Origin of the sequence: Streptomyces sp. NPDC048370 (genome assembly GCF_043200825.1) — a bacterium.
Classification (GTDB): Bacteria; Actinomycetota; Actinomycetes; order Streptomycetales; family Streptomycetaceae; genus Streptomyces.
The window spans coordinates 280,945-298,831 of the sequence record NZ_JBICYI010000003.1 but is presented as its reverse complement, the minus strand read 5'-3'; the positions used below and the strand labels follow the sequence as shown (position 1 = coordinate 298,831).

General features: G+C 70.2%; 15 protein-coding genes and 2 tRNA genes. 4 read left to right on the top strand and 13 right to left on the bottom strand.

Features of this window, described 5'->3' with window-relative positions:
* Positions 1 to 15 precede the first annotated feature (15 nt).
* Positions 16 to 783: a DUF881 domain-containing protein gene (locus ACGFYP_RS08690; protein ID WP_393488070.1), complete on the bottom strand. Its 768-nt coding sequence runs from the start codon at positions 781 to 783 to the stop codon at positions 16 to 18.
* Positions 784 to 934: 151 nt separating this feature from the next.
* Between ACGFYP_RS08690 and crgA the strand changes: the two genes are divergently transcribed.
* Positions 935 to 1,189 (top strand): cell division protein CrgA, encoded by a 255-nt coding sequence (gene crgA / locus ACGFYP_RS08685; RefSeq protein WP_137988265.1) that lies wholly within the window; start codon positions 935 to 937, stop codon positions 1,187 to 1,189.
* A 283-nt stretch (positions 1,190 to 1,472) separates the two neighbouring features.
* Here crgA and ACGFYP_RS08680 read toward each other — a convergent pair whose 3' ends face one another.
* On the bottom strand, positions 1,473 to 2,339 hold the full coding sequence (locus ACGFYP_RS08680) for a rhomboid family intramembrane serine protease (protein ID WP_361960141.1): 867 nt from the start codon (positions 2,337 to 2,339) through the stop codon (positions 1,473 to 1,475).
* 140 nt (positions 2,340 to 2,479) lie between these two features.
* On the bottom strand, positions 2,480 to 3,007 hold the full coding sequence (locus tag ACGFYP_RS08675) for a peptidylprolyl isomerase (protein ID WP_393488066.1): 528 nt from the start codon (positions 3,005 to 3,007) through the stop codon (positions 2,480 to 2,482).
* Positions 3,008 to 3,178: 171 nt separating this feature from the next.
* Between ACGFYP_RS08675 and ACGFYP_RS08670 the strand changes: the two genes are divergently transcribed.
* Positions 3,179 to 3,925 (top strand): DUF5324 family protein, encoded by a 747-nt coding sequence (locus tag ACGFYP_RS08670; RefSeq protein WP_393488064.1) that lies wholly within the window; start codon positions 3,179 to 3,181, stop codon positions 3,923 to 3,925.
* Positions 3,926 to 3,997: 72 nt separating this feature from the next.
* On the opposite strand, the gene ACGFYP_RS08665 is transcribed toward ACGFYP_RS08670, so the two are convergent.
* The 3 genes from ACGFYP_RS08665 to ACGFYP_RS08655 form a co-directional block, all read right to left on the bottom strand.
* The gene (locus ACGFYP_RS08665) at positions 3,998 to 4,372 is read right to left on the bottom strand and encodes a DUF6344 domain-containing protein (RefSeq protein WP_361960150.1); all 375 of its coding nucleotides are present in this window, start codon (positions 4,370 to 4,372) and stop codon (positions 3,998 to 4,000) included.
* Between the two features lie 189 nt (positions 4,373 to 4,561).
* Positions 4,562 to 5,821 carry an MFS transporter gene (locus ACGFYP_RS08660; RefSeq protein WP_393488061.1) on the bottom strand — a complete coding sequence of 420 codons (1,260 nt, stop codon included), beginning with the start codon at positions 5,819 to 5,821 and terminating at the stop codon, positions 4,562 to 4,564.
* A 143-nt stretch (positions 5,822 to 5,964) separates the two neighbouring features.
* Positions 5,965 to 6,037 (bottom strand) — tRNA-Ala (locus ACGFYP_RS08655).
* A gap of 128 nt (positions 6,038 to 6,165) precedes the next feature.
* Between ACGFYP_RS08655 and ACGFYP_RS08650 the strand changes: the two genes are divergently transcribed.
* Together ACGFYP_RS08650 and ACGFYP_RS08645 are read left to right on the top strand one after the other, a co-directional pair.
* Positions 6,166 to 6,714: a DNA-binding protein gene (locus ACGFYP_RS08650; protein ID WP_361960156.1), complete on the top strand. Its 549-nt coding sequence runs from the start codon at positions 6,166 to 6,168 to the stop codon at positions 6,712 to 6,714.
* Positions 6,715 to 6,781: 67 nt separating this feature from the next.
* Positions 6,782 to 8,092 carry a protein kinase gene (locus ACGFYP_RS08645; protein ID WP_393488058.1) on the top strand — a complete coding sequence of 437 codons (1,311 nt, stop codon included), beginning with the start codon at positions 6,782 to 6,784 and terminating at the stop codon, positions 8,090 to 8,092.
* 15 nt (positions 8,093 to 8,107) lie between these two features.
* On the opposite strand, the gene ACGFYP_RS08640 is transcribed toward ACGFYP_RS08645, so the two are convergent.
* From ACGFYP_RS08640 to gyrB, 7 genes are all read right to left on the bottom strand, one after another.
* Positions 8,108 to 9,508, bottom strand: coding sequence for a hypothetical protein (locus ACGFYP_RS08640; RefSeq protein ID WP_393488056.1), 1,401 nt, complete (start codon positions 9,506 to 9,508; stop codon positions 8,108 to 8,110).
* Positions 9,509 to 9,549: 41 nt separating this feature from the next.
* Positions 9,550 to 11,505: a VWA domain-containing protein gene (locus ACGFYP_RS08635; RefSeq protein ID WP_393488054.1), complete on the bottom strand. Its 1,956-nt coding sequence runs from the start codon at positions 11,503 to 11,505 to the stop codon at positions 9,550 to 9,552.
* A 154-nt stretch (positions 11,506 to 11,659) separates the two neighbouring features.
* On the bottom strand, positions 11,660 to 11,794 hold the full coding sequence (locus ACGFYP_RS08630; protein WP_003958712.1) for a DLW-39 family protein: 135 nt from the start codon (positions 11,792 to 11,794) through the stop codon (positions 11,660 to 11,662).
* A 145-nt stretch (positions 11,795 to 11,939) separates the two neighbouring features.
* A tRNA-Ile gene (locus ACGFYP_RS08625) sits at positions 11,940 to 12,013 on the bottom strand.
* Positions 12,014 to 12,109: 96 nt separating this feature from the next.
* On the bottom strand, positions 12,110 to 12,748 hold the full coding sequence (locus ACGFYP_RS08620) for a DUF3566 domain-containing protein (RefSeq protein ID WP_393488051.1): 639 nt from the start codon (positions 12,746 to 12,748) through the stop codon (positions 12,110 to 12,112).
* Positions 12,749 to 12,853: 105 nt separating this feature from the next.
* Positions 12,854 to 15,475: a DNA gyrase subunit A gene (gene gyrA / locus ACGFYP_RS08615; RefSeq protein WP_393488049.1), complete on the bottom strand. Its 2,622-nt coding sequence runs from the start codon at positions 15,473 to 15,475 to the stop codon at positions 12,854 to 12,856.
* Positions 15,476 to 15,516: 41 nt separating this feature from the next.
* Positions 15,517 to 17,562, bottom strand: coding sequence for a DNA topoisomerase (ATP-hydrolyzing) subunit B (gene gyrB / locus ACGFYP_RS08610; RefSeq protein ID WP_361960172.1), 2,046 nt, complete (start codon positions 17,560 to 17,562; stop codon positions 15,517 to 15,519).
* Positions 17,563 to 17,887: the final 325 nt, after the last annotated feature.

The following is a 17,887-nucleotide window of genomic DNA, read 5'->3' as shown; positions in this document are numbered from 1 at the left end:
CGGGCCTCCCCGCAGTCAGCTCACAGGCTTCGCGTAGTGGAGATCCACTGTGCCGGAGTAGCCGGGCAGAGTCACCGCCCTGTGCTCGTCGACTTTCCAGCCGAGCCCGTAGGCCTTCACGTACAGCTGGTAGTTCTGCACGGCCGGCGAATCGGCGAGCGCCTTGGTCAGCTTCCCCCGGTCACCCACGGCGGTGATCTTGTACGGGGGTGAGTAGACCCGGCCCTGGAGGATCAGGGTGTTGCCCACGCAGCGCACGGCGCTGGTGGAGATGAGCCGCTGGTCCATGACCTTGACGCCCTGGGCGCCGCCCTGCCAGAGCGCGTTCACGACCGCCTGGAGGTCCTGCTGGTGGATGACGAGGTCGTTGGCCTGCGGCTCGGGGTAGCCGGGGGCCGCCTGGGCGTTCGGCGGGGCGTCGTTCAGGGTGACGGTGAGGCCCGCCCCCGAGGTCTCGGTGGTTCCCGCGGCGGTCTCCAGGGCGCGCAGCCGCGCGTCCTCGGCGCTCGTGGAGCCGTCGTCGCGGGCGGCGAGGGTGTCGACCTGGTCACGCAGGGCGGCGGTGGACTCGTCCAGGCCGGCGTTCTTGTGGCTGCGCTCCTCGATCAGGTCGGAGAGCCTGAGGAGGGACGCGTCGGTCCGGATGTTCGTACCCTTGGCAGTGTTGAAGCTGGTCACGAAGATCAGCCCGGCAAGGGCGAAGACGGCAGCGGTCAGCACCCGGACGGGGCGCCACCTGGTGGGTCGGCCCGGCCCGGAGGAAGAGTCGGCAGAATTGCTCAACGTACCCTGATCCCCTTCGGTGCCGTGGAAGCACTACGCTAACGGACGCCCGGGGGACGCAGTGGTCCTCCTACGTCACCCAGCCGTCCCACCCCGGCGCCAGCCACAGTTCCCTGCGCGGTCACGCAGCGCATCGACAGGAGAGTCCCTCGTGCCGAAGTCACGTATCCGCAAGAAGGCCGACTTCACGCCCCCGCCCGCCAAGCAGGCCACCAACATCAAGCTGACCAACCGCAGCTGGGTGGCACCGGTGATGCTGGCGCTGTTCCTGATCGGGCTCGTGTGGATCGTCGTCTTCTACGTCACCGACGGCACGCTGCCGGTGAAGTCCATCAACAACTGGAACATCGTGGTGGGCTTCGGCTTCATCGCGGCCGGGTTCGGCGTCTCCACGCAGTGGAAGTAGCGGGCGCCCGACGCGCCCGTCAAGCCTTGCCCTGAACTTATCCACAGCGTTGTGCACAGCACTGGATAACTTACGAAGATCTGTGGATAACCCAGGCCAGGTTGACGCCGGTGTGACTGCGGCAGCGCCGCCACACACGCACCACGCCTCTCGCTCCCGCTGGAAAAGCCCAGTTCAGGAGCGAGGGGCGTCGTCGTTCTCCACGAGGCGGACAAGATCCACCACGCACTGTGGATAACTCTGGGGAAAGCTTTGCGAGAAGCTCGTCCACAGCCCTCGGCGCTCAGGTGAGCGCGGCCGAGCGGAACAGGACCATGCCCAGATCGATCAGGAGCACCAGTCCGCAGGCGCCGTACTGCACGAGGTTCCGCCGGGCCTTCGGCGCGTGCAGCAGGCCGTAGGTCACCAGGGCGCCGCCGACGAGACCGCCGATGTGCGCCTCCCAGGAGATCCCGGGGCGGGTGAAGGTCAGCAGCAGCGAGAGGGCGACGAAGAGGGCCACCGGCCGCATGTCGTACCGCTGTCGCCGGGTGAGCACCGCCCAGGCGCCGATCAGTCCGAAGACGACGCCGGAGGCACCCAGCGAGGCCTGGTTCGGCGCGGACACCGCGTAGGCGAGGGCGGAACCGGAGAGTCCGGAGAGCAGACAGAGCGCGGCGAACCGGATCCGGCCGAGCTCCGGTTCGACGATGCCGCCGATGACCCAGAGTCCCAGCATGTTGAAGACGAAGTGCGCGACCTCCTGGTGGAGGAAGGTCGAGGTCAGCAGCCGGTACCACTCACCGTCCGCGACCCCCACCACCTCGCCGAGCGGCGGGCTGAACGCGTAGCCGATCAGCGACAGCTCGTCCACGACCCTGTCGCCGGCCACCTGGACGGCGATGAAGAGGGCCAGGTTGATCGCGATGAGGATCTTGGTGACGAGGCGCCCGTCGGACGCCACCCGGCCGCCGGCGAGCGTACGCGGCTGGTTGGCGTCGGGCGCGTGACCCGTGCCGGAGCCGTTCCGTACACAGTCCGGGCACTGGAAGCCGACGGACGCCGAGACCATGCACTGCGGGCAGATCGGCTTCTCGCAGCGGGTGCAGCGGATGCCTGTCTCTACGTCCGGATGGCGGTAACAGCGCGGCAGGCCGGACTGCGGCTCCATGGAGGTCCCTCCCGAGGAGATGGGGCGGCGAGGCAGCGCCCCGCCTTCCTGATACGGACGGGCGGGGCGGAATGGTTCCCTGATCCGCGGTACGCGGGTCAGACGGATCGGCGGGTCGGACGGATCAGCGGGTCAGCGGGTCAGCGGGTCTCGATGAGGACCGACTCCAGGACCACGTCGTTCAGCGGCCGCTTGGTGTTCGGGTTGACCGGCACCGACGCGATCGCGTCGACGACCTTCCTGCTCCTCGCGCCGACGACCTCGCCGAAGATCGTGCGCTTGCGGTTCAGCCAGGTCGTCGCGCCGACCGTGATGAAGAACTGCGAGCCGTTGGTGCCCGGGCCGGCGTTGGCCATGGCCAACAGATAGGGCCGGTCGAAGAAGAGCTCGGGGTGGAACTCGTCGGCGAACTCGTAGCCAGGACCGCCCGTCCCGTTCCCCAGCGGGTCCCCGCCCTGGATCATGAAACCCTCGATGACCTGGTGGAAGACGGTGCCGTCGTACAGCCGGTCCGCGGCGACCTTGCCGGTCGCCGGGTGCGTCCACTCCCGCTCGCCCCGGGCGAGTGCGGTGAAGTTCCTGACCGTGTTCGGGGCGTGCTCCGGCAGCAGCCGGATCTCGATGTCACCCCGACTGGTCCTGAGAGTGGCGTAGAGCTGCTCGGCCACGGTCCGCCTTCCCGTAAGTCTGCACACTGACGCGCATCGCATCCTCGCACGGAAGCGTCGTGGCCATGCCCCGGATGCCCGCCCCGCATGCCGGACGGCGAACTGGCAGGCATGATTTCGAAAAGGGTGGAAAGGCGAAAAACCGACACCACCACCGAGTAGGAGGATCCCGTGACCCGGATGGACAGCGTGCGCGCCGCGGCCGATTCGGCCAAGGAAAGCTACCTGCACGCCGCGGAAGTGGTGGCGCCCTATGCGGACTCGGCGAAGGACCAGGCCGCTCAGTACGCCGGCACGGCCAAGGACCAGGCCGCGCGCTATGCGCACGAGGCACGCGTCCGGCTCGCGCCGAAAGTCTCGAAGGCCGCTCAGCAGGCCCGCAAGCAAGCTCGTGTGCAGTACGAATGCCATGTCGCACCGCATGTACCGCCGCGGGTCGACGACGCCGCGCAACGCGCCGCGAAGGTGACCCGCAAGGCCGCCCGTCAGGCGGCCGACTACACCGTTCCGCGTGTCGAGCACGCGGTCGCCGCTACCGGTCCCGTTCTCGACGAGGCCGGATCGCGCTCGGTGGCCGCCTGGGCCGCGCTACGCGGTCAGGTGACACCGAAGGAGATCGAGAGGCTCGTGCGCAAGCACGAGCGCCGTGCCAGGGCCGGACGTCTCGCCAAGGGACTCGCTGTCCTGGGCGTGGTGGCCGCCGGCGTCTTCTGTGCGTGGAAGTGGTGGGACAAGCAGGCCAACCCGGACTGGCTGGTCGAACCGCCCGCTCCTACCGAGGTCGACGAGGGTGTCTCGGAACCGTCGTCCCGAGGAGCTCTCGATCCTGAGGTGGAGGCCAAGGAGCCCGAAGCCGCGGCCGAGGCCGATGCCGAGTCCGAGGTGGAGGTGGACACGGAGCGCGACGAGCGTCGCTGACCGTGGGCTGCCTCCGCGTTCGGGTGGCGTGCGGCGGTGGACGTGGGGAGGAGCGACTCGACTCCCCGCGCCCTACGCCGCCGCGGCGAGCGCAAGGCCCGACAGCTCCGTCTGGTCCGTGAGCGTGGTCTCGGTCGGGGCGTCGGCGCGCAGGTGGCGTACGGAGGGCGAGGAGTTGTGGGCCTCGGCGCCGATGCGCTGCTTGATCGTGGGCGGCAGCGAGCGCTCGCGGACCGTGGTGGGCCACTGATACGCCGCCCTCTGCGCCGGTACGGCGACGGTGGTGCGCGCCCCGGCGGGGGTCTGCGCGGCGGCCGGCTCCTCGGGCTGCTGGACGGCGGGAGCCTGCGCGGCGGTGGCGGTGGACGCCAGGCCGACGGAGGCGAGCAGGGCGAAGAGTACGGAGATGAAGGCGGTCCAGAACTGCTTGACCTTGGCGGTGGCCATGGCCCCTCGCTTTCGTGACGTGGTGCGTGACGTGGTGCTCGTGACGTTCGTGGCGTTCGTCAGGTTCTCGGATGGTTCATTTCGGATTGCGCGCTTTTCGTACATTCCTCATGATGGGGACGCGGATCCGGATTTCCCGGAGCGACGCCGTCCCCGCGCAGTTCTTCGGATGAACACCACTCGTCCGGCTCAACGGGCGCCGAGCAGCTCCGTCGCGCCGCGCGCCTCGGGTGCCTGCGCACGGGCCCGCTCGGCCCAGCGCACGGCGGGCCCGGTGACCGCACCGACCAGCAGGAAGATCCCGCCGAGCACCAGCCAGCCGGGCGCGCCCCAGGTGACCAGGAGCGCCGTGACCAGGAACGGGCCGAGGGTCCGTGCGACGGGGACACCGGTTCCGTAGAAGCCCTGGTACTGGCCGATCCGGCCGGCGGGCGCGAGGGCGAACCCGATCTGCCAGGAACCCGCGGAGTGGCGCATCTCGGCGGCCACCTGCAGCGCCGCGCCGAGGACGAGGACGGCCACGGTCGTCCAGGGCCCGAGGCCCGCGGCGGTCACCGCGAACACGGCGCACGAGGCGAGCATGACGGCGCCGGCCCGGCCCACCGCGCGCGTGGCCTCGGGAAGACCGGTGACCTTCCGCGCCGTCCGCACCTGCAAGAGCATCACGACCCCGGTGTTGAGGACGAAGAGCGCCGACACGATCCAGCCGGGCGCCGAGGTGCGCTGCACGATCCACAGCGGCAGGGCGAGGCTGAGCAGCGGCAGGCGCAGCAGCATCAGCGCGTTCAGGAGGGTGAGCAGCGCGTACGGGCGGTCGCGGAGCACCGCGAGGCGCGGCTCACCCGCGGCGGCCGTCGGGGCGGGGGCCACGGCGGGCAGTCCGCGCAGCAGCAGGGCGCAGACCAGGAAGCCGACGGCGTCCAGGGCGAAGACGGACAGGTAGGCGGTACGGGTCCCGGCGTGCAGGGCGAGCCCGCCCAGGCCGGCGCCGACGGCGAGCCCCGCGTTGAGGGTGGACTGCAACCGGGCCAGTACCTCCGTACGGGCCGAGGGCTCGACCAGGCCGGCGAGCAGCGCCTGGCGGGCGGCGGCGAGGCCGCTCTGGGCGGTGGCGTACACGGCGGCGGCCACCAGGAACGGCACGAAGGAGCGGATGAGGAGGAACGAGGCGACGGCGGCCGCCGTGGCGAGGGCGAGCAGGACGGCGGTGGTGCGGGGTCCGCGCCGGTCGGCGAGGTGCCCGAGCCAGACTCCGGCGACCGAGCCGACGGCCCAGGCGAGGGTGAGGCCGATGCCGATCCGGGCGGCGGACAGGCCGACGATCTGGCTGAAGTAGAGGGCGGAGGTGACGTAGAAGGCGCCGTCACCGATCGCGTTGCTCAGCTGGGCGAGGAGCAGCGCGCGGGGAGCGCGGGAGGCCTGCCGTAATGGGGAGGAGGTGTTCGCCATGGACACGACGCTAAGGCTCGGTGGCCCAGCGTGGCAGGTCCATTGCGGGCCCCTGATCGTGGGCCAATCGACGGGCGCCCTGACGGGGACAGACGAAAAGCCCCTCCGCGCCGCGTTGCCACGGTTCGGAGGGGCTTGTCCGGTGGAGCCTAGGGGAGTCGAACCCCTGACATCTGCCATGCAAAGACAGCGCTCTACCAACTGAGCTAAGGCCCCGGAACGAGAACAGAGTACCGGGTCACCCCCTCTTTCCCGCAAAAGGATTGGGACTCCCGGTCGGCGACCACGCTCCGTAAGATGCTGATCGAGGTTCGCAGTGGCGAACCTAGGGATGGGGAGACGTAATGGACGCAGTACAGCAAGAAGCCACGGCAAGAGCCCGCGAGCTTCAGCGCAGTTGGTACGGAGAGCCGCTGGGGGCGCTCTTCCGTCGCCTGATCGACGATCTCGGCCTCAATCAGGCCCGGCTCGCCGCTGTGCTCGGACTGTCGGCACCCATGCTCTCCCAGCTGATGAGCGGCCAGCGGGCCAAGATCGGAAACCCGGCCGTCGTCCAGCGCGTCCAGGCCCTGCAGGAGCTCGCCGGCCAGGTCGCCGACGGCAGCGTCAGCGCGGCCGAGGCCACCGACCGCATGGACGAGATCAAGAAGTCCCAGGGCGGCTCCGTGCTCACCGCCACCAGCCAGACCACCACCAGCTCGGGCGCGCCGACCGTGCGCCGGGTGGTCCGCGAGATCCAGTCGCTGCTGCGCTCGGTCGCGGCGGCCGGCGACATCATCGATGCGGCCGACTCTCTCGCCCCCGCCCACCCGGAACTGGCAGAGTTCCTCCGGGTGTACGGCGCCGGGCGCACCGCTGACGCGGTCGCCCACTACGAGTCGCACCAGAACTGACGCAGAGCAGCCGGTCCGGCAGCCGGTGCCGGGCGGACGAGGCACGACGGGGAGCGGGCGCAGCGCAATGGGTGAGGTCTTCGCTGGTCGGTACGAACTGGTCGACCCGATCGGACGGGGTGGTGTCGGAGCGGTCTGGCGTGCGTGGGACCACCGGCGCCGCCGATATGTGGCGGCCAAGGTGCTCCAGCAGAGCGACGCCCACACGCTGCTCCGCTTCGTCCGGGAGCAGGCGCTCCGGATCGATCACCCGCATGTCCTCGCCCCGGCCAGCTGGGCCGCGGACGACGACAAGGTCCTCTTCACCATGGACCTGGTGGCCGGCGGGTCTCTGGCGCACGTCATCGGCGACTACGGCCCGCTGCCGCCGCGCTTCGTCTGCACCCTGCTGGACCAGCTGCTCTCCGGACTTGCCACGGTGCACGCGGAGGGGGTCGTGCACCGCGACATCAAGCCGGCGAACATCCTGCTCGACGTCACCGGAACCGGGCGACCGCATCTGCGGCTTTCCGACTTCGGCATCTCGATGCGCAAGGGCGAGCCCCGCCTCACGGAGACCAACTACGTGGTGGGGACGCCCGGTTACTTCGCGCCCGAGCAGATGCTCGGCGCGGAGCCGGACTTCCCGGCCGACCTCTTCGCCGTCGGCCTGGTCGCCCTCTATCTGCTCCAGGGGCAGAAGCCGGACTCCCGGGCCCTGATCGAGTACTTCATCGCGCACGGGACTCCGGGAGCCCCTGAGGGGATCCCCGAGCCGCTGTGGCAGGTCCTCGCCGGCCTGCTCCAGCCGGACCCGCAGGCCCGCTTCAAGACGGCCACCGGCGTACGCAAGGCGCTGACCGCGGCGATCGAGATGCTGCCCGAGGCGAGCCCGGACGAGGAGCCGGTCGAGGTCTTCGACCAGATCGGCCCGCTGCCCGCCGGCTTCGGCCCGAACGGCCCCGAGGCCCCGGCCCCCCAGGACCCGGCCCCGGCCCCGACCCCGGCCGCGCCCCCACCACACGATCAGGCTCAGGCACAGCCGCAGCAGCCCCTGCCGAGCCCCTCCGAGACGGGCAGCTTCCACCTGCCCCCGCCGCCCCCGCAGCCGGTCCCCACGTCCTCCGCGCACGCGGCCTCCCCCCTTCCCGCCGCCGCCCCGGACTTCGCCCGGACCCCGACGGCCGCCGTGCCGTTCCCCCACGCTTCTACTGTTCAATACACCGCTCAGGCCGGACAGGTTCCCGCCCCGCCGACACCTTCGGTCCCGGCCCCGACCATGGCCCCCGGCCCGGCCCCGGCAAAGCGACCGGGACCGCCCCCGAAGGTGGCGGTCCCGGTGCTGTTCCTCGCGCTGGTCTGCTTCGCCGTCGGCATCTGGGCTCTCACCCAGACCTGACCGGCCGCGCCCCCGCTACCAGGCCGTCGGCGGCCCGAACTGCGGCGGACCACCCTGCGGCCCCGTCGGCGGACCCCCCTGCGAACCGCCCTGCCCCGCCGCGTCCCTCGCGGCCCGTCGCCGCCCGGCGAGGGTCCACACGCCGAGCCCGACGAGCAGCACCGTTCCGGCGCCGATCCCGGCCGCCGCGACCAGGACCATGCCGTCCTTCTTCTGCGCCTCGGCCCCGCTCGCCCCACTGGCGGCCGCGTCCCGGTCGTCGGCGGTGACCTTGAAGGGACCGGCGTCCCCGTCGTACGCGGGGCCCGCCTTCGCCGTGCCGGTGACGTTCACCCGCAGGGTCAGCGGCACCGGCTTGTCCCCGTACTCCTTGACGATCTCCGGACTGAGCGTCGCCGTCAGGTAGTACCAGCCCGCGAACCGCATGGCGTTGGTGTAGCTGTTGGAGGAGTAGCGGTTCTCGAAGGCGACCGGCCGGTGCGCGTCGAGCGCCAGCGTCGCCGGCTTGCCGTCGTAGCTGACGGTGTCCTGGTCGACATGGCCGCGGGCCGGGTTGTCGAGCGAGAGCACCAGCGCGTTGGGGACGTACCCGGTCGCGCCTGTGGCGCTGCTGCCGAGCTCCGCGCTGGCGAAGACCTGCTGCCCCCAGTCGACGGGCACCCGGTAGAACAGCGTCTGCCCGGGCTTGATGTCGGCGCGCCACTCGCCCTGCCGCAGCGAGGTGGCGTCGTGGAAGCCCGCGCCGCCCTGCCGCTTCTGCGGCCCGCCGGTCGGCGGCGGAGGCGCGGTGGAGGGCCAGTTCTCGGGGAGTTCGGTCGGGCCGGTCTGCTTCACGCCCGGCTCGGGGAGGTACCGGATCTCCAGTTCCCAGTCGTCGGGCGTGGAGACGGCCTTCGAGGTCCGCTCGACCAGCACGTAGTACGCGCCGGCCTGCTGGCAGGTGGAGCTGTCGGCCTCGATCGTGCGGTGGGCGTACGCGGTGAGGGGCCGGGTGAAGGTGGCCGACTCGAAGGAGGAGTCCTGGTAGCCGCACTGCGCGCCGGAGCCGTCCTGCAGGGTCACCTTGATGCCGTCGCCGTACTCCGCCTTGCCGCCTGACTTCGGCACGGCGACCACGGAGACGTACGCGTTCTTCTTGTCGTCGAGGTCGACCCGGTAGTAGAGCTTGCCGTCCTTCTTGATGGCGTCCCGGTAGCTCTGACCCGCCTTCAGCTGCTGCGCGTCCAGGCTGGTCGCGGCCCCCTTGATCTCCTGGGCACCGCCGTCGAACCCGTACGGGCTCTCCCCGGCCGCCCACGCCGTGCCGGGCAGCGCCGCGGCCGTGAACACGGCCGCGCCCACCGTCGCGCCGACCGCCGCCGTCAGGCCCCGGCCCAGGCCCCGGCCGCCCCGGCCCAGGGCAGGCCGAACCCCCACGCGCCGCGTCCTCACGCGCTGCGTACCCACGCGCTGCGTCTTCACGCGCCTCTCCTCGTGTCCGTCGCTGTCCCGCCCCGTACCCGCCGCACGAGGAACACGGCCCCCGCGATCAGTACGACGGCCGCGCCGCCCGCCGCGGCGACCTCGGTGACGGTCCATCCTGCCCCGCCCGCCCCTCCGCTGTCTGCGTGCGCGGATGTTTCGCCCCGCTTGTCAGGCTTTCCCGCCACGGCCACCGGCGCCGCGCCGTGTTCGGGCCCGGTGAGCTCCTCGCCGAGGACCGCGATCCGCAGGACCATCGCGATCCTCGGGTTCTCGGCGATCTCCGCGGCCTCGGCGCCGAGGGTGACCGCGATGTAGAAGCCGCCCGTGGTGTGCACGGGCACGACGTTGGGGTGGCTCTCGTACCGGTTGGTCCAGGCGACCGGCACCGTGCCCATGCCGAGCGCCGTGGGGCGCCCGTTGTAGGAGGTCCGGGAGGTGAACTCGCCGGTCCCGCCGCCCACCGGGTGCCGGGCCGGGGTGTAGACCTGCGTGCCGCCGTACGAGTTCGACGACGAAGACCCGTCGACGGTCGGCTCGTTGGCGAACTCGACGCCGTAGCGCAGCTGCTGTCCCCAGCCCACCGGCACCTTGTACCAAAGCGTCTGGGACGGCAGCAGACGGTCCCGCCACACGCCCCTCCCGAGCTCGCGGGCGTCGTTGAAGCCGGTCCCGCCGCGGACGTCCCTGGGATCGCCGGTGGGCAGGACGGCGTCCTTGCCGCCGGATCCGTACTCCGGCTCGGACTGTGCCGGGATCGTCCCGGCAGGCAGCGGCGCCTCGACGCCGAGGACCAGCTCCAGCGGCCAGCGGGCCGCGTCGGACGCCGGCTTGCTCCGGCGCTCGACCACGAACCAGTAGCGGCCCGCCTTGTCGCACGTCGAGTACCGCGTCTCGGTCGGGATGCGGGAGACGGCGGAGGTCAACGGGACGGCGCCCTCGTCCTGGTGGAAGATCTCGCTGTTGGTCGCGCAGCCGCCCTCGCCGCCGGCGGAGGCGTAGACGAGGCTGGTGGCGAGGGCGTCGACGGTGTCCACCGCCGCGCCGGGCTGCGGCACGGCCGTCGCCGAGAAGTCCACCGTCGACACGTCGTCCAGGTCGGCCGCGTAGTACCGCTTCTCACCGGGCCCGATGCTGTCCAGGTACTGCCCCGGTACGAGGGCGGGCGCCCGGTCGCTCGTCGGGGTGCCGGTGACCCGCTCGCCCCGCAGCCGGTAGCCGTCGGCCGAGAGCTGCGCGGCCCGCTGGAGCTGCCGGGCCAGCGCGTCGGCGTCGGGCGCGTCGTAGTAACGGCCGTTGCCCGCCTCGGCGATGCACTCCAGCTGCCCGCGCGCCGCGCCCTTCACCTGGAAGCCGACGGTGTCGATCCGCAGCCCGATCCCGTCCTTGGCGAGCTGTGCGGCCACCTCGCAGGGCGCGGGGTCGCCGCAGTTGTCCTCGCCGTCGGAGATCAGCAGGATCGTGCGCGTGGTCCCGACGGCTCCGGCGGCGGTCCTGGGCAGGTCCTGGGCGGCCTTCTGGAGGGAGAGCCCGATGGGGGTGTCCCCGGTGGGCTTCAGCGCCGCGACGGCGGCCTTGAGCCCTGCCCGGTCCAGCGGTGCGACCGGCCGGACGAGCCGGGTGTCCGTGCAGCCCTGGGGCCGGTCGGCGCCGTAGACCCGCAGGCCGGTGGGATGGCCGTCGGGGAGGCCGTCGACGACGGTGCCGACGGCGGCGCGGGCCGCCTCCATCCGCGTACGTCCCGAGCCGTCGTCGTCGCCCATGGAACCCGAGGAATCCAGCACCATCACCAGGCTCGCGGCCGCGGTCGCCTCCCCGTCCGCCGCGGCCGCTCCCGGTGCCGGCGCGAGCAGCAGGGCGAGCAACGCCCCCACCACCCCGCCTGCCACCGCTGCTGCTGTTCGTCGCACGCTCAGCGCTCTCTGCCCGCTCGGCGCTCTCAGCACTCCCATGCCATGCCCCCTTGACCGCGATCACTCAACTTTGCTCTCGCAACGTAGTGATTTGCTCAGGTGAACTCAAGAGGCTGGCGTCACGGTCCTGAAACAGCGCGAAGCCCCGGCCGCTCGAACGCGACCGGGGCTTCGCCCTCAGACAATGTGCGACTCAGACACCCGAACCTGCGGGCACGGAGTCGGTCGCCTCCGTCCACAGATCCTGCTCGGCGCGATCCGCCTGGATCTGGCGGTACACGAGGAGCCCGCCGATGGCGGCCAGTGCGACCAGGAGAAGCTTCTTCACCGCGCGACCTCGTCTTTCGTTGACGTAGGAGACTTCTGACGCCCACTCTACACACCGACCGATACCGATCGGTGACCTGTGTCGGGCAGGTCTCGGCAAAAGCAATCGGCCCGAACGGGTGAACCGTCCGGGCCGATCGTCGCTGTGGGGCTAACAGGATTTGAACCTGTGGCCTCATCCTTATCAGGGATGCGCTCTAACCAACTGAGCTATAGCCCCGCCGCGCTCTGCGGTGTGTGTCCCGCGCGCTGACTCCTGAAGATTAGCGCACGTGGGGGCCAGTCCCAAAATCGGTTCCGACAGGCCCCCCGCAGGTCACTCGTCCTCGGCCAGCGTGAGCTCGACACCGCCCACGAATCCGGCCGACAGGTTGTAGATGAACGCGCCCAGCGTCGCCAGGGCGGTCATCAGAACCACGTCGATCACGGCGATCACCGAGGTGAACATCAGCACACGCGGCAGCGACAGGAACGACTGCAGATCGAAGCCGTTGGACTCGTTCGAGCCCGTCGCCTCGCTGATCGTGCCGCCGACGGTCGAGAAGACGCCCATGGCGTCCATGACCATCCACAGCACCGAGGCCGCCACGATCGTGCAGACGCCCAGCGCGATGGAGAGTAGGAAGCTCACCTTCATCACCGACCACGGGTCGGCCTTGGCCACCCGCAGCCGCGCCTTGCGCGTACGGGGCGTGGTGCGCGCCCCGGTGCGCGGCCGGCGCACGGCGCCCGCGTTCTGACCGCCCACACCGCCGACCATGCCGCCTGCCACCCCGCCTCCCGTGCCGCCTGCCCCGCCGGCCGTCGTACCGTCACCGCCGGTGCCCGGCGCCTGAGCGCCGTACGCCTGCGGCGGGTGGTACGGCCCGCTCGGCTGCTGCGCGCCCGCGCGTTCGCCGGGCAGCGGCCCGTTGTACGTCTCGTACGAGGGCTTGGGCCCTCGGGTGTCCGTCACCGCAACCCCCTGGGAGTCCGTGGCGGAGCCACGGGCACCGTTCGCTCCAGCCCCAGCAGAAGCTCCGGCAGCCGCCGAATCGGCGCCCGTGGCTCCACTCACGCTCTACTCCTCGTGCTCCCCGGCCGAGGACTCGTTGCCCTCGGCTGCCTCGGCCTCGGTCGCGGTCGCGACCTCGACGCCCTCGCCGATCTCGGCCTCGGCGTCGACCTCGTCGACCTCATCGGCCTCGCTGCCCGCCTCGGCGTTGCGCGCGATGCCGACGACGGCATCCCGCTTGCCCAGGTTGATCAGCTGGACGCCCATGGTGTCACGGCCGGTCTCCCTGACTTCGTTGACTCGCGTACGAATCACACCGCCGGACAGCGTGATGGCGAGGATCTCATCCGTCTCCTCGACCACCAGCGCACCCACGAGCGAACCACGGTCCTCCACGATCTTGGCGGCCTTGATACCGAGGCCACCACGACCCTGGACGCGGTACTCGTCGACGTTGGTCCGCTTCGCGTACCCACCGTCGGTGGCGGTGAAGACGAACGTACCCGGCCGGACGACATTCATCGAGAGCAGCTCGTCGCCCTCGCGGAAACTCATCCCCTTGACGCCCGAGGTGGCGCGTCCCATCGGGCGCAGCGCGTCGTCCGTCGCCGTGAACCGGATCGACTGCGCCTTCTTGCTGATGAGCAGCAGATCGTCCTCCGCCGAGACCAGCTCGGCACCGATCAGCTCGTCGTCGCTGCCGTCCTCCGCTTCGCGGAGGTTGATCGCGATGACGCCGCCCGCGCGCGGGGAGTCGTAGTCCTTCAGCGCGGTCTTCTTCACCAGACCGGCCTTCGTGGCGAGCACCAGGTACGGCGCGGCCTCGTAGTCGCGGATCGCGAGGATCTCGGCGATCTGCTCGTCCGGCTGGAAGGCCAGCAGGTTGGCGACGTGCTGGCCGCGGGCGTCCCGGCCGGCGTCCGGAAGCTCGTACGCCTTCGCCCGGTAGACCCGGCCCTTGTTGGTGAAGAAGAGCAGCCAGTGGTGGGTGGTGGAGACGAAGAAGTGGTCGACGATGTCGTCCTGCTTCAGCTTCGTGCCGCGCACGCCCTTGCCGCCGCGCTTCTGCGAGCGGTAGTCCTCGGTCTTCGTCCGCTTCACATAGCCGCCACGCGTGATGGTGACGACGATGTCCTCCTCGGCGATCAGGTCCTCGATGGACATGTCACCGTCGAAGGGCACCAGCTTGGAGCGGCGGTCGTCGCCGAACTTCTCGACGATCAGCGCCAGCTCCTCGCTGACGATCTGACGCTGCCGCTCCTCGGAGGCGAGGATCGCGTTGTACTCGTTGATCTTCGCCTGCAGCTCGTCGTGCTCGGCGACGATCTTCTGGCGCTCCAGGGCGGCGAGCCGGCGCAGCTGCATCTCGAGGATGGCGTTGGCCTGGATCTCGTCGATCTGCAGCAGGCCCATCAGGCCCTCGCGCGCGACCTCGACCGTGTCGCTGCGCCGGATGAGCGCGATGACCTCGTCGATCGCGTCGAGCGCCTTCAGCAGACCGCGCAGGATGTGGGCGCGCTCCTCGGCCTTGCGCAGCCGGAAGCGGGTCCGGCGCACGATGACCTCGATCTGGTGCGTCACCCAGTGGCGGATGAACGCGTCCAGCGAGAGCGTGCGCGGCACACCGTCGACGAGCGCCAGCATGTTGGCGCCGAAGTTCGTCTGCAGATCGGTGTGCTTGTAGAGGTTGTTGAGGACGACCTTGGCGACGGCGTCGCGCTTGAGCACGATGACGAGCCGCTGGCCGGTACGGGACGAGGTCTCGTCGCGGACGTCGGCGATGCCGCCGATCTTGCCGTCCTTCACCAGGTCGGCGATCTTCTGCGCGAGGTTGTCCGGGTTGGTCTGGTACGGAAGCTCCGTGACCACCAGGCACTGGCGGTTCTGGATCTCCTCGACCTCGACGACCGCGCGCATCGTGATGGAGCCACGACCGGTGCGGTACGCCTCTTCGATGCCCTTGCGGCCCACGACCAGCGCGCCGGTCGGGAAGTCCGGGCCCTTGATCCGCTCGATGAGCGCGTCGAGCAGCTCCTCGTGCGTGGCCTCCGGGTGCTCCAGCGCCCACTGGGCGCCGGCCGCGACCTCGCGCAGGTTGTGCGGCGGGATGTTGGTCGCCATGCCGACCGCGATCCCGGCCGAGCCGTTGACCAGCAGGTTCGGGAAGCGCGCCGGCAGGACCGTCGGCTCCTGGTTCCGGCCGTCGTAGTTGTCCTGGAAGTCGACGGTCTCCTCGTCGATGTCCCGGAGCATCTCCATGGCCAGCGGCATCATCTTGCACTCGGTGTACCGCATGGCGGCGGCCGGGTCGTTGCCCGGGGAACCGAAGTTGCCGTTGGAGTCCACGAGCGGCAGCCGCATCGACCACGGCTGGGCGAGGCGGACCAGCGCGTCGTAGATGGAGGAGTCGCCGTGCGGGTGGTACGTACCCATGACGTCGCCGACGACGCGGGCGCACTTGTAGAAGCCCTTCTCGGGCCGGTAGCCGCCGTCGTACATCGCGTACAGCACACGACGGTGGACGGGCTTGAGGCCGTCACGGACGTCGGGCAGCGCACGCGACACGATGACGGACATCGCGTAGTCGAGGTACGAGCGCTGCATCTCCGTCTCGAGCCCGACGGGCTCGATCCGCAGCACCTGCATCTCTTCGTCTTCGGTGGTCACAGGGGGGTTCTCGTCGGCCATTGCTGGTCGTCAGTCCTTTCGTACGGTCAGCTGAGACCGACTCAGATGTCGAGGAAGCGAACGTCCTTGGCGTTGCGCTGGATGAACGAACGCCGGGCCTCGACGTCCTCACCCATCAGCACCGAGAACAGGTCGTCCGCCTGGGCCGCGTCGTCCAGGGTCACCTGGCCGAGGACACGGTGGTCCTGGTCCATCGTGGTGACGCGCAGCTCCTCGGCGTTCATCTCGCCCAGACCCTTGAAGCGCTGGATCGAGTCTTCCCTGATCCGCTTGCCGTTCTGCTTGCCCAGCTCGACCAGGGCGTCGCGCTCACGGTCCGAGTACGCGTACTCGAAGTCGTCGCGACCCCACTTGATCTTGTAGAGCGGCGGGCGGGAGAGGTAGACGTGACCGGCCTCGACCAGCGGACGCATGAAGCGGAAGAGGAAGGTCAGCAGCAGGGTGTTGATGTGCTGGCCGTCGACGTCGGCGTCCGCCATCAGAATGATCTTGTGATAGCGGAGCTTCTCGATGTCGAAGTCCTCGTGGACTCCGGTGCCGAAGGCCGAGATCAGCGCCTGGACCTCGGTGTTCTGCAGGATCTTGTCGATCCGGGCCTTCTCGACGTTCAGGATCTTGCCGCGGATCGGCAGGATGGCCTGGTACATCGGGTTACGACCGGACTTGGCGGAGCCACCGGCGGAGTCACCCTCGACGATGAAGATCTCGCACTTGGTGGGGTCGTTCGACTGGCAGTCGCTCAGCTTGCCCGGGAGGGACGCCGACTCCAGGAGACCCTTACGGCGCGTCAGGTCACGCGCCTTGCGGGCCGCCACGCGCGCGGTGGCCGCCTGGATCGACTTGCGGATGATGTCCGCGGCCTCGACCGGGTTCCGGTCGAACCAGTCGTTGAGGTGCTCGTGGACGATCTTCTGCACGAAGGTCTTGGCCTCCGTGTTGCCCAGCTTGGTCTTCGTCTGGCCCTCGAACTGCGGCTCGCCCAGCTTGACCGAGATGATCGCCGTCAGACCCTCGCGGATGTCCTCACCCGTGAGGTTGTCGTCCTTCTCGCGCAGCAGCTTCTTGTCGCGCGCGTACCGGTTCACAAGACCCGTCAGCGCGGCCCGGAAGCCCTCTTCGTGCGTACCGCCCTCATGCGTGTGGATCGTGTTCGCGAAGGAGTACACGCCCTCGCTGTACTGCGAGTTCCACTGCATCGCGATCTCGACCGAGAGCATCCGCTCCTTGTCCTCGGCCTCGACGTCGATGACGGTCGGGTGGATCAGCTCGCCCTTGCGCGAGTTGAGGTACTTCACGAAGTCGACGATGCCGCCCTCGTAGTGGTACGTCACCGTGCGCGCGGTCGGCTCGGCGGCCTCCGCGTCCGGGTCGTCGGCGCCGACGGTGGCCTTCGCGGACTCGCGCTCGTCCGTCAGATTCAGGGTGAGGCCCTTGTTGAGGAAGGCCATCTCCTGGAAGCGGCGCGCGAGGGTCTCGAAGGAGTACTCGGTGGTCTCGAAGACGTCCGGGTCGGCCCAGAACGTCACGGTCGTACCGGAGTCCGAGACCTCCTCGTGCTTGGCCAGCGGCGCGGTGGGCACACCGAGCTTGTAGTCCTGCGTCCAGCGGTAGCCGTCACGCTTGATCTCGACGGAGACCTTGGTGGACAGCGCGTTGACCACGGACACACCCACACCGTGGAGACCGCCGGATACGGCGTAGCCACCGCCGCCGAACTTGCCGCCCGCGTGCAGGACCGTCAGCACGACCTCGACGGCCGGCTTCTTCTCCACCGGGTGCATGTCGACCGGGATACCGCGGCCGTTGTCGACGACGCGCACGCCGCCGTCGGCCAGGATCGTGACGTCGATCGTGTCCGCGTGCCCGGCGAGGGCCTCGTCGACGGAGTTGTCGACGACCTCCTGCACGAGGTGGTGGAGTCCGCGCTCACCGGTCGAGCCGATGTACATGCCGGGTCGCTTGCGGACCGCGTCCAGACCCTCGAGGACGGTGATCGCGCTGGCGTCGTACGACGCAGCGTTGGCGGACGGAGTGTTCTCGTTGGGGTTGCCGGAATCGGCCACGAAGCGCCCTTTCTGGCACAGCACAAGCCGTTCTCCGGGCATACGGGAGCGGCTGCGTCGTTCGACTTGTTCCGCAGGGTGGCGGGATTACCCACCAGTCTACCGGTAGCGCCGACACGAATGGGGGTTTGCCGGTACCTGAGTCCGCATGTGCCGCCCTGAGCGGGAGCGAGACGACTCCCCATATCCGGGGAGGGGCTCCAAAGGGCTCTGACGGCCACCCAGCGCTTCGAGCTGTGACCGGGCGTGGGCACGGCGGGGGCGGTGCCCATCCACCCCCACTGTGGGCAGTCGTTCCGCAGGGCGGTGGGGGTCCCCCCGGGACGGAGTCGGGGGGAGGGTGGGCACA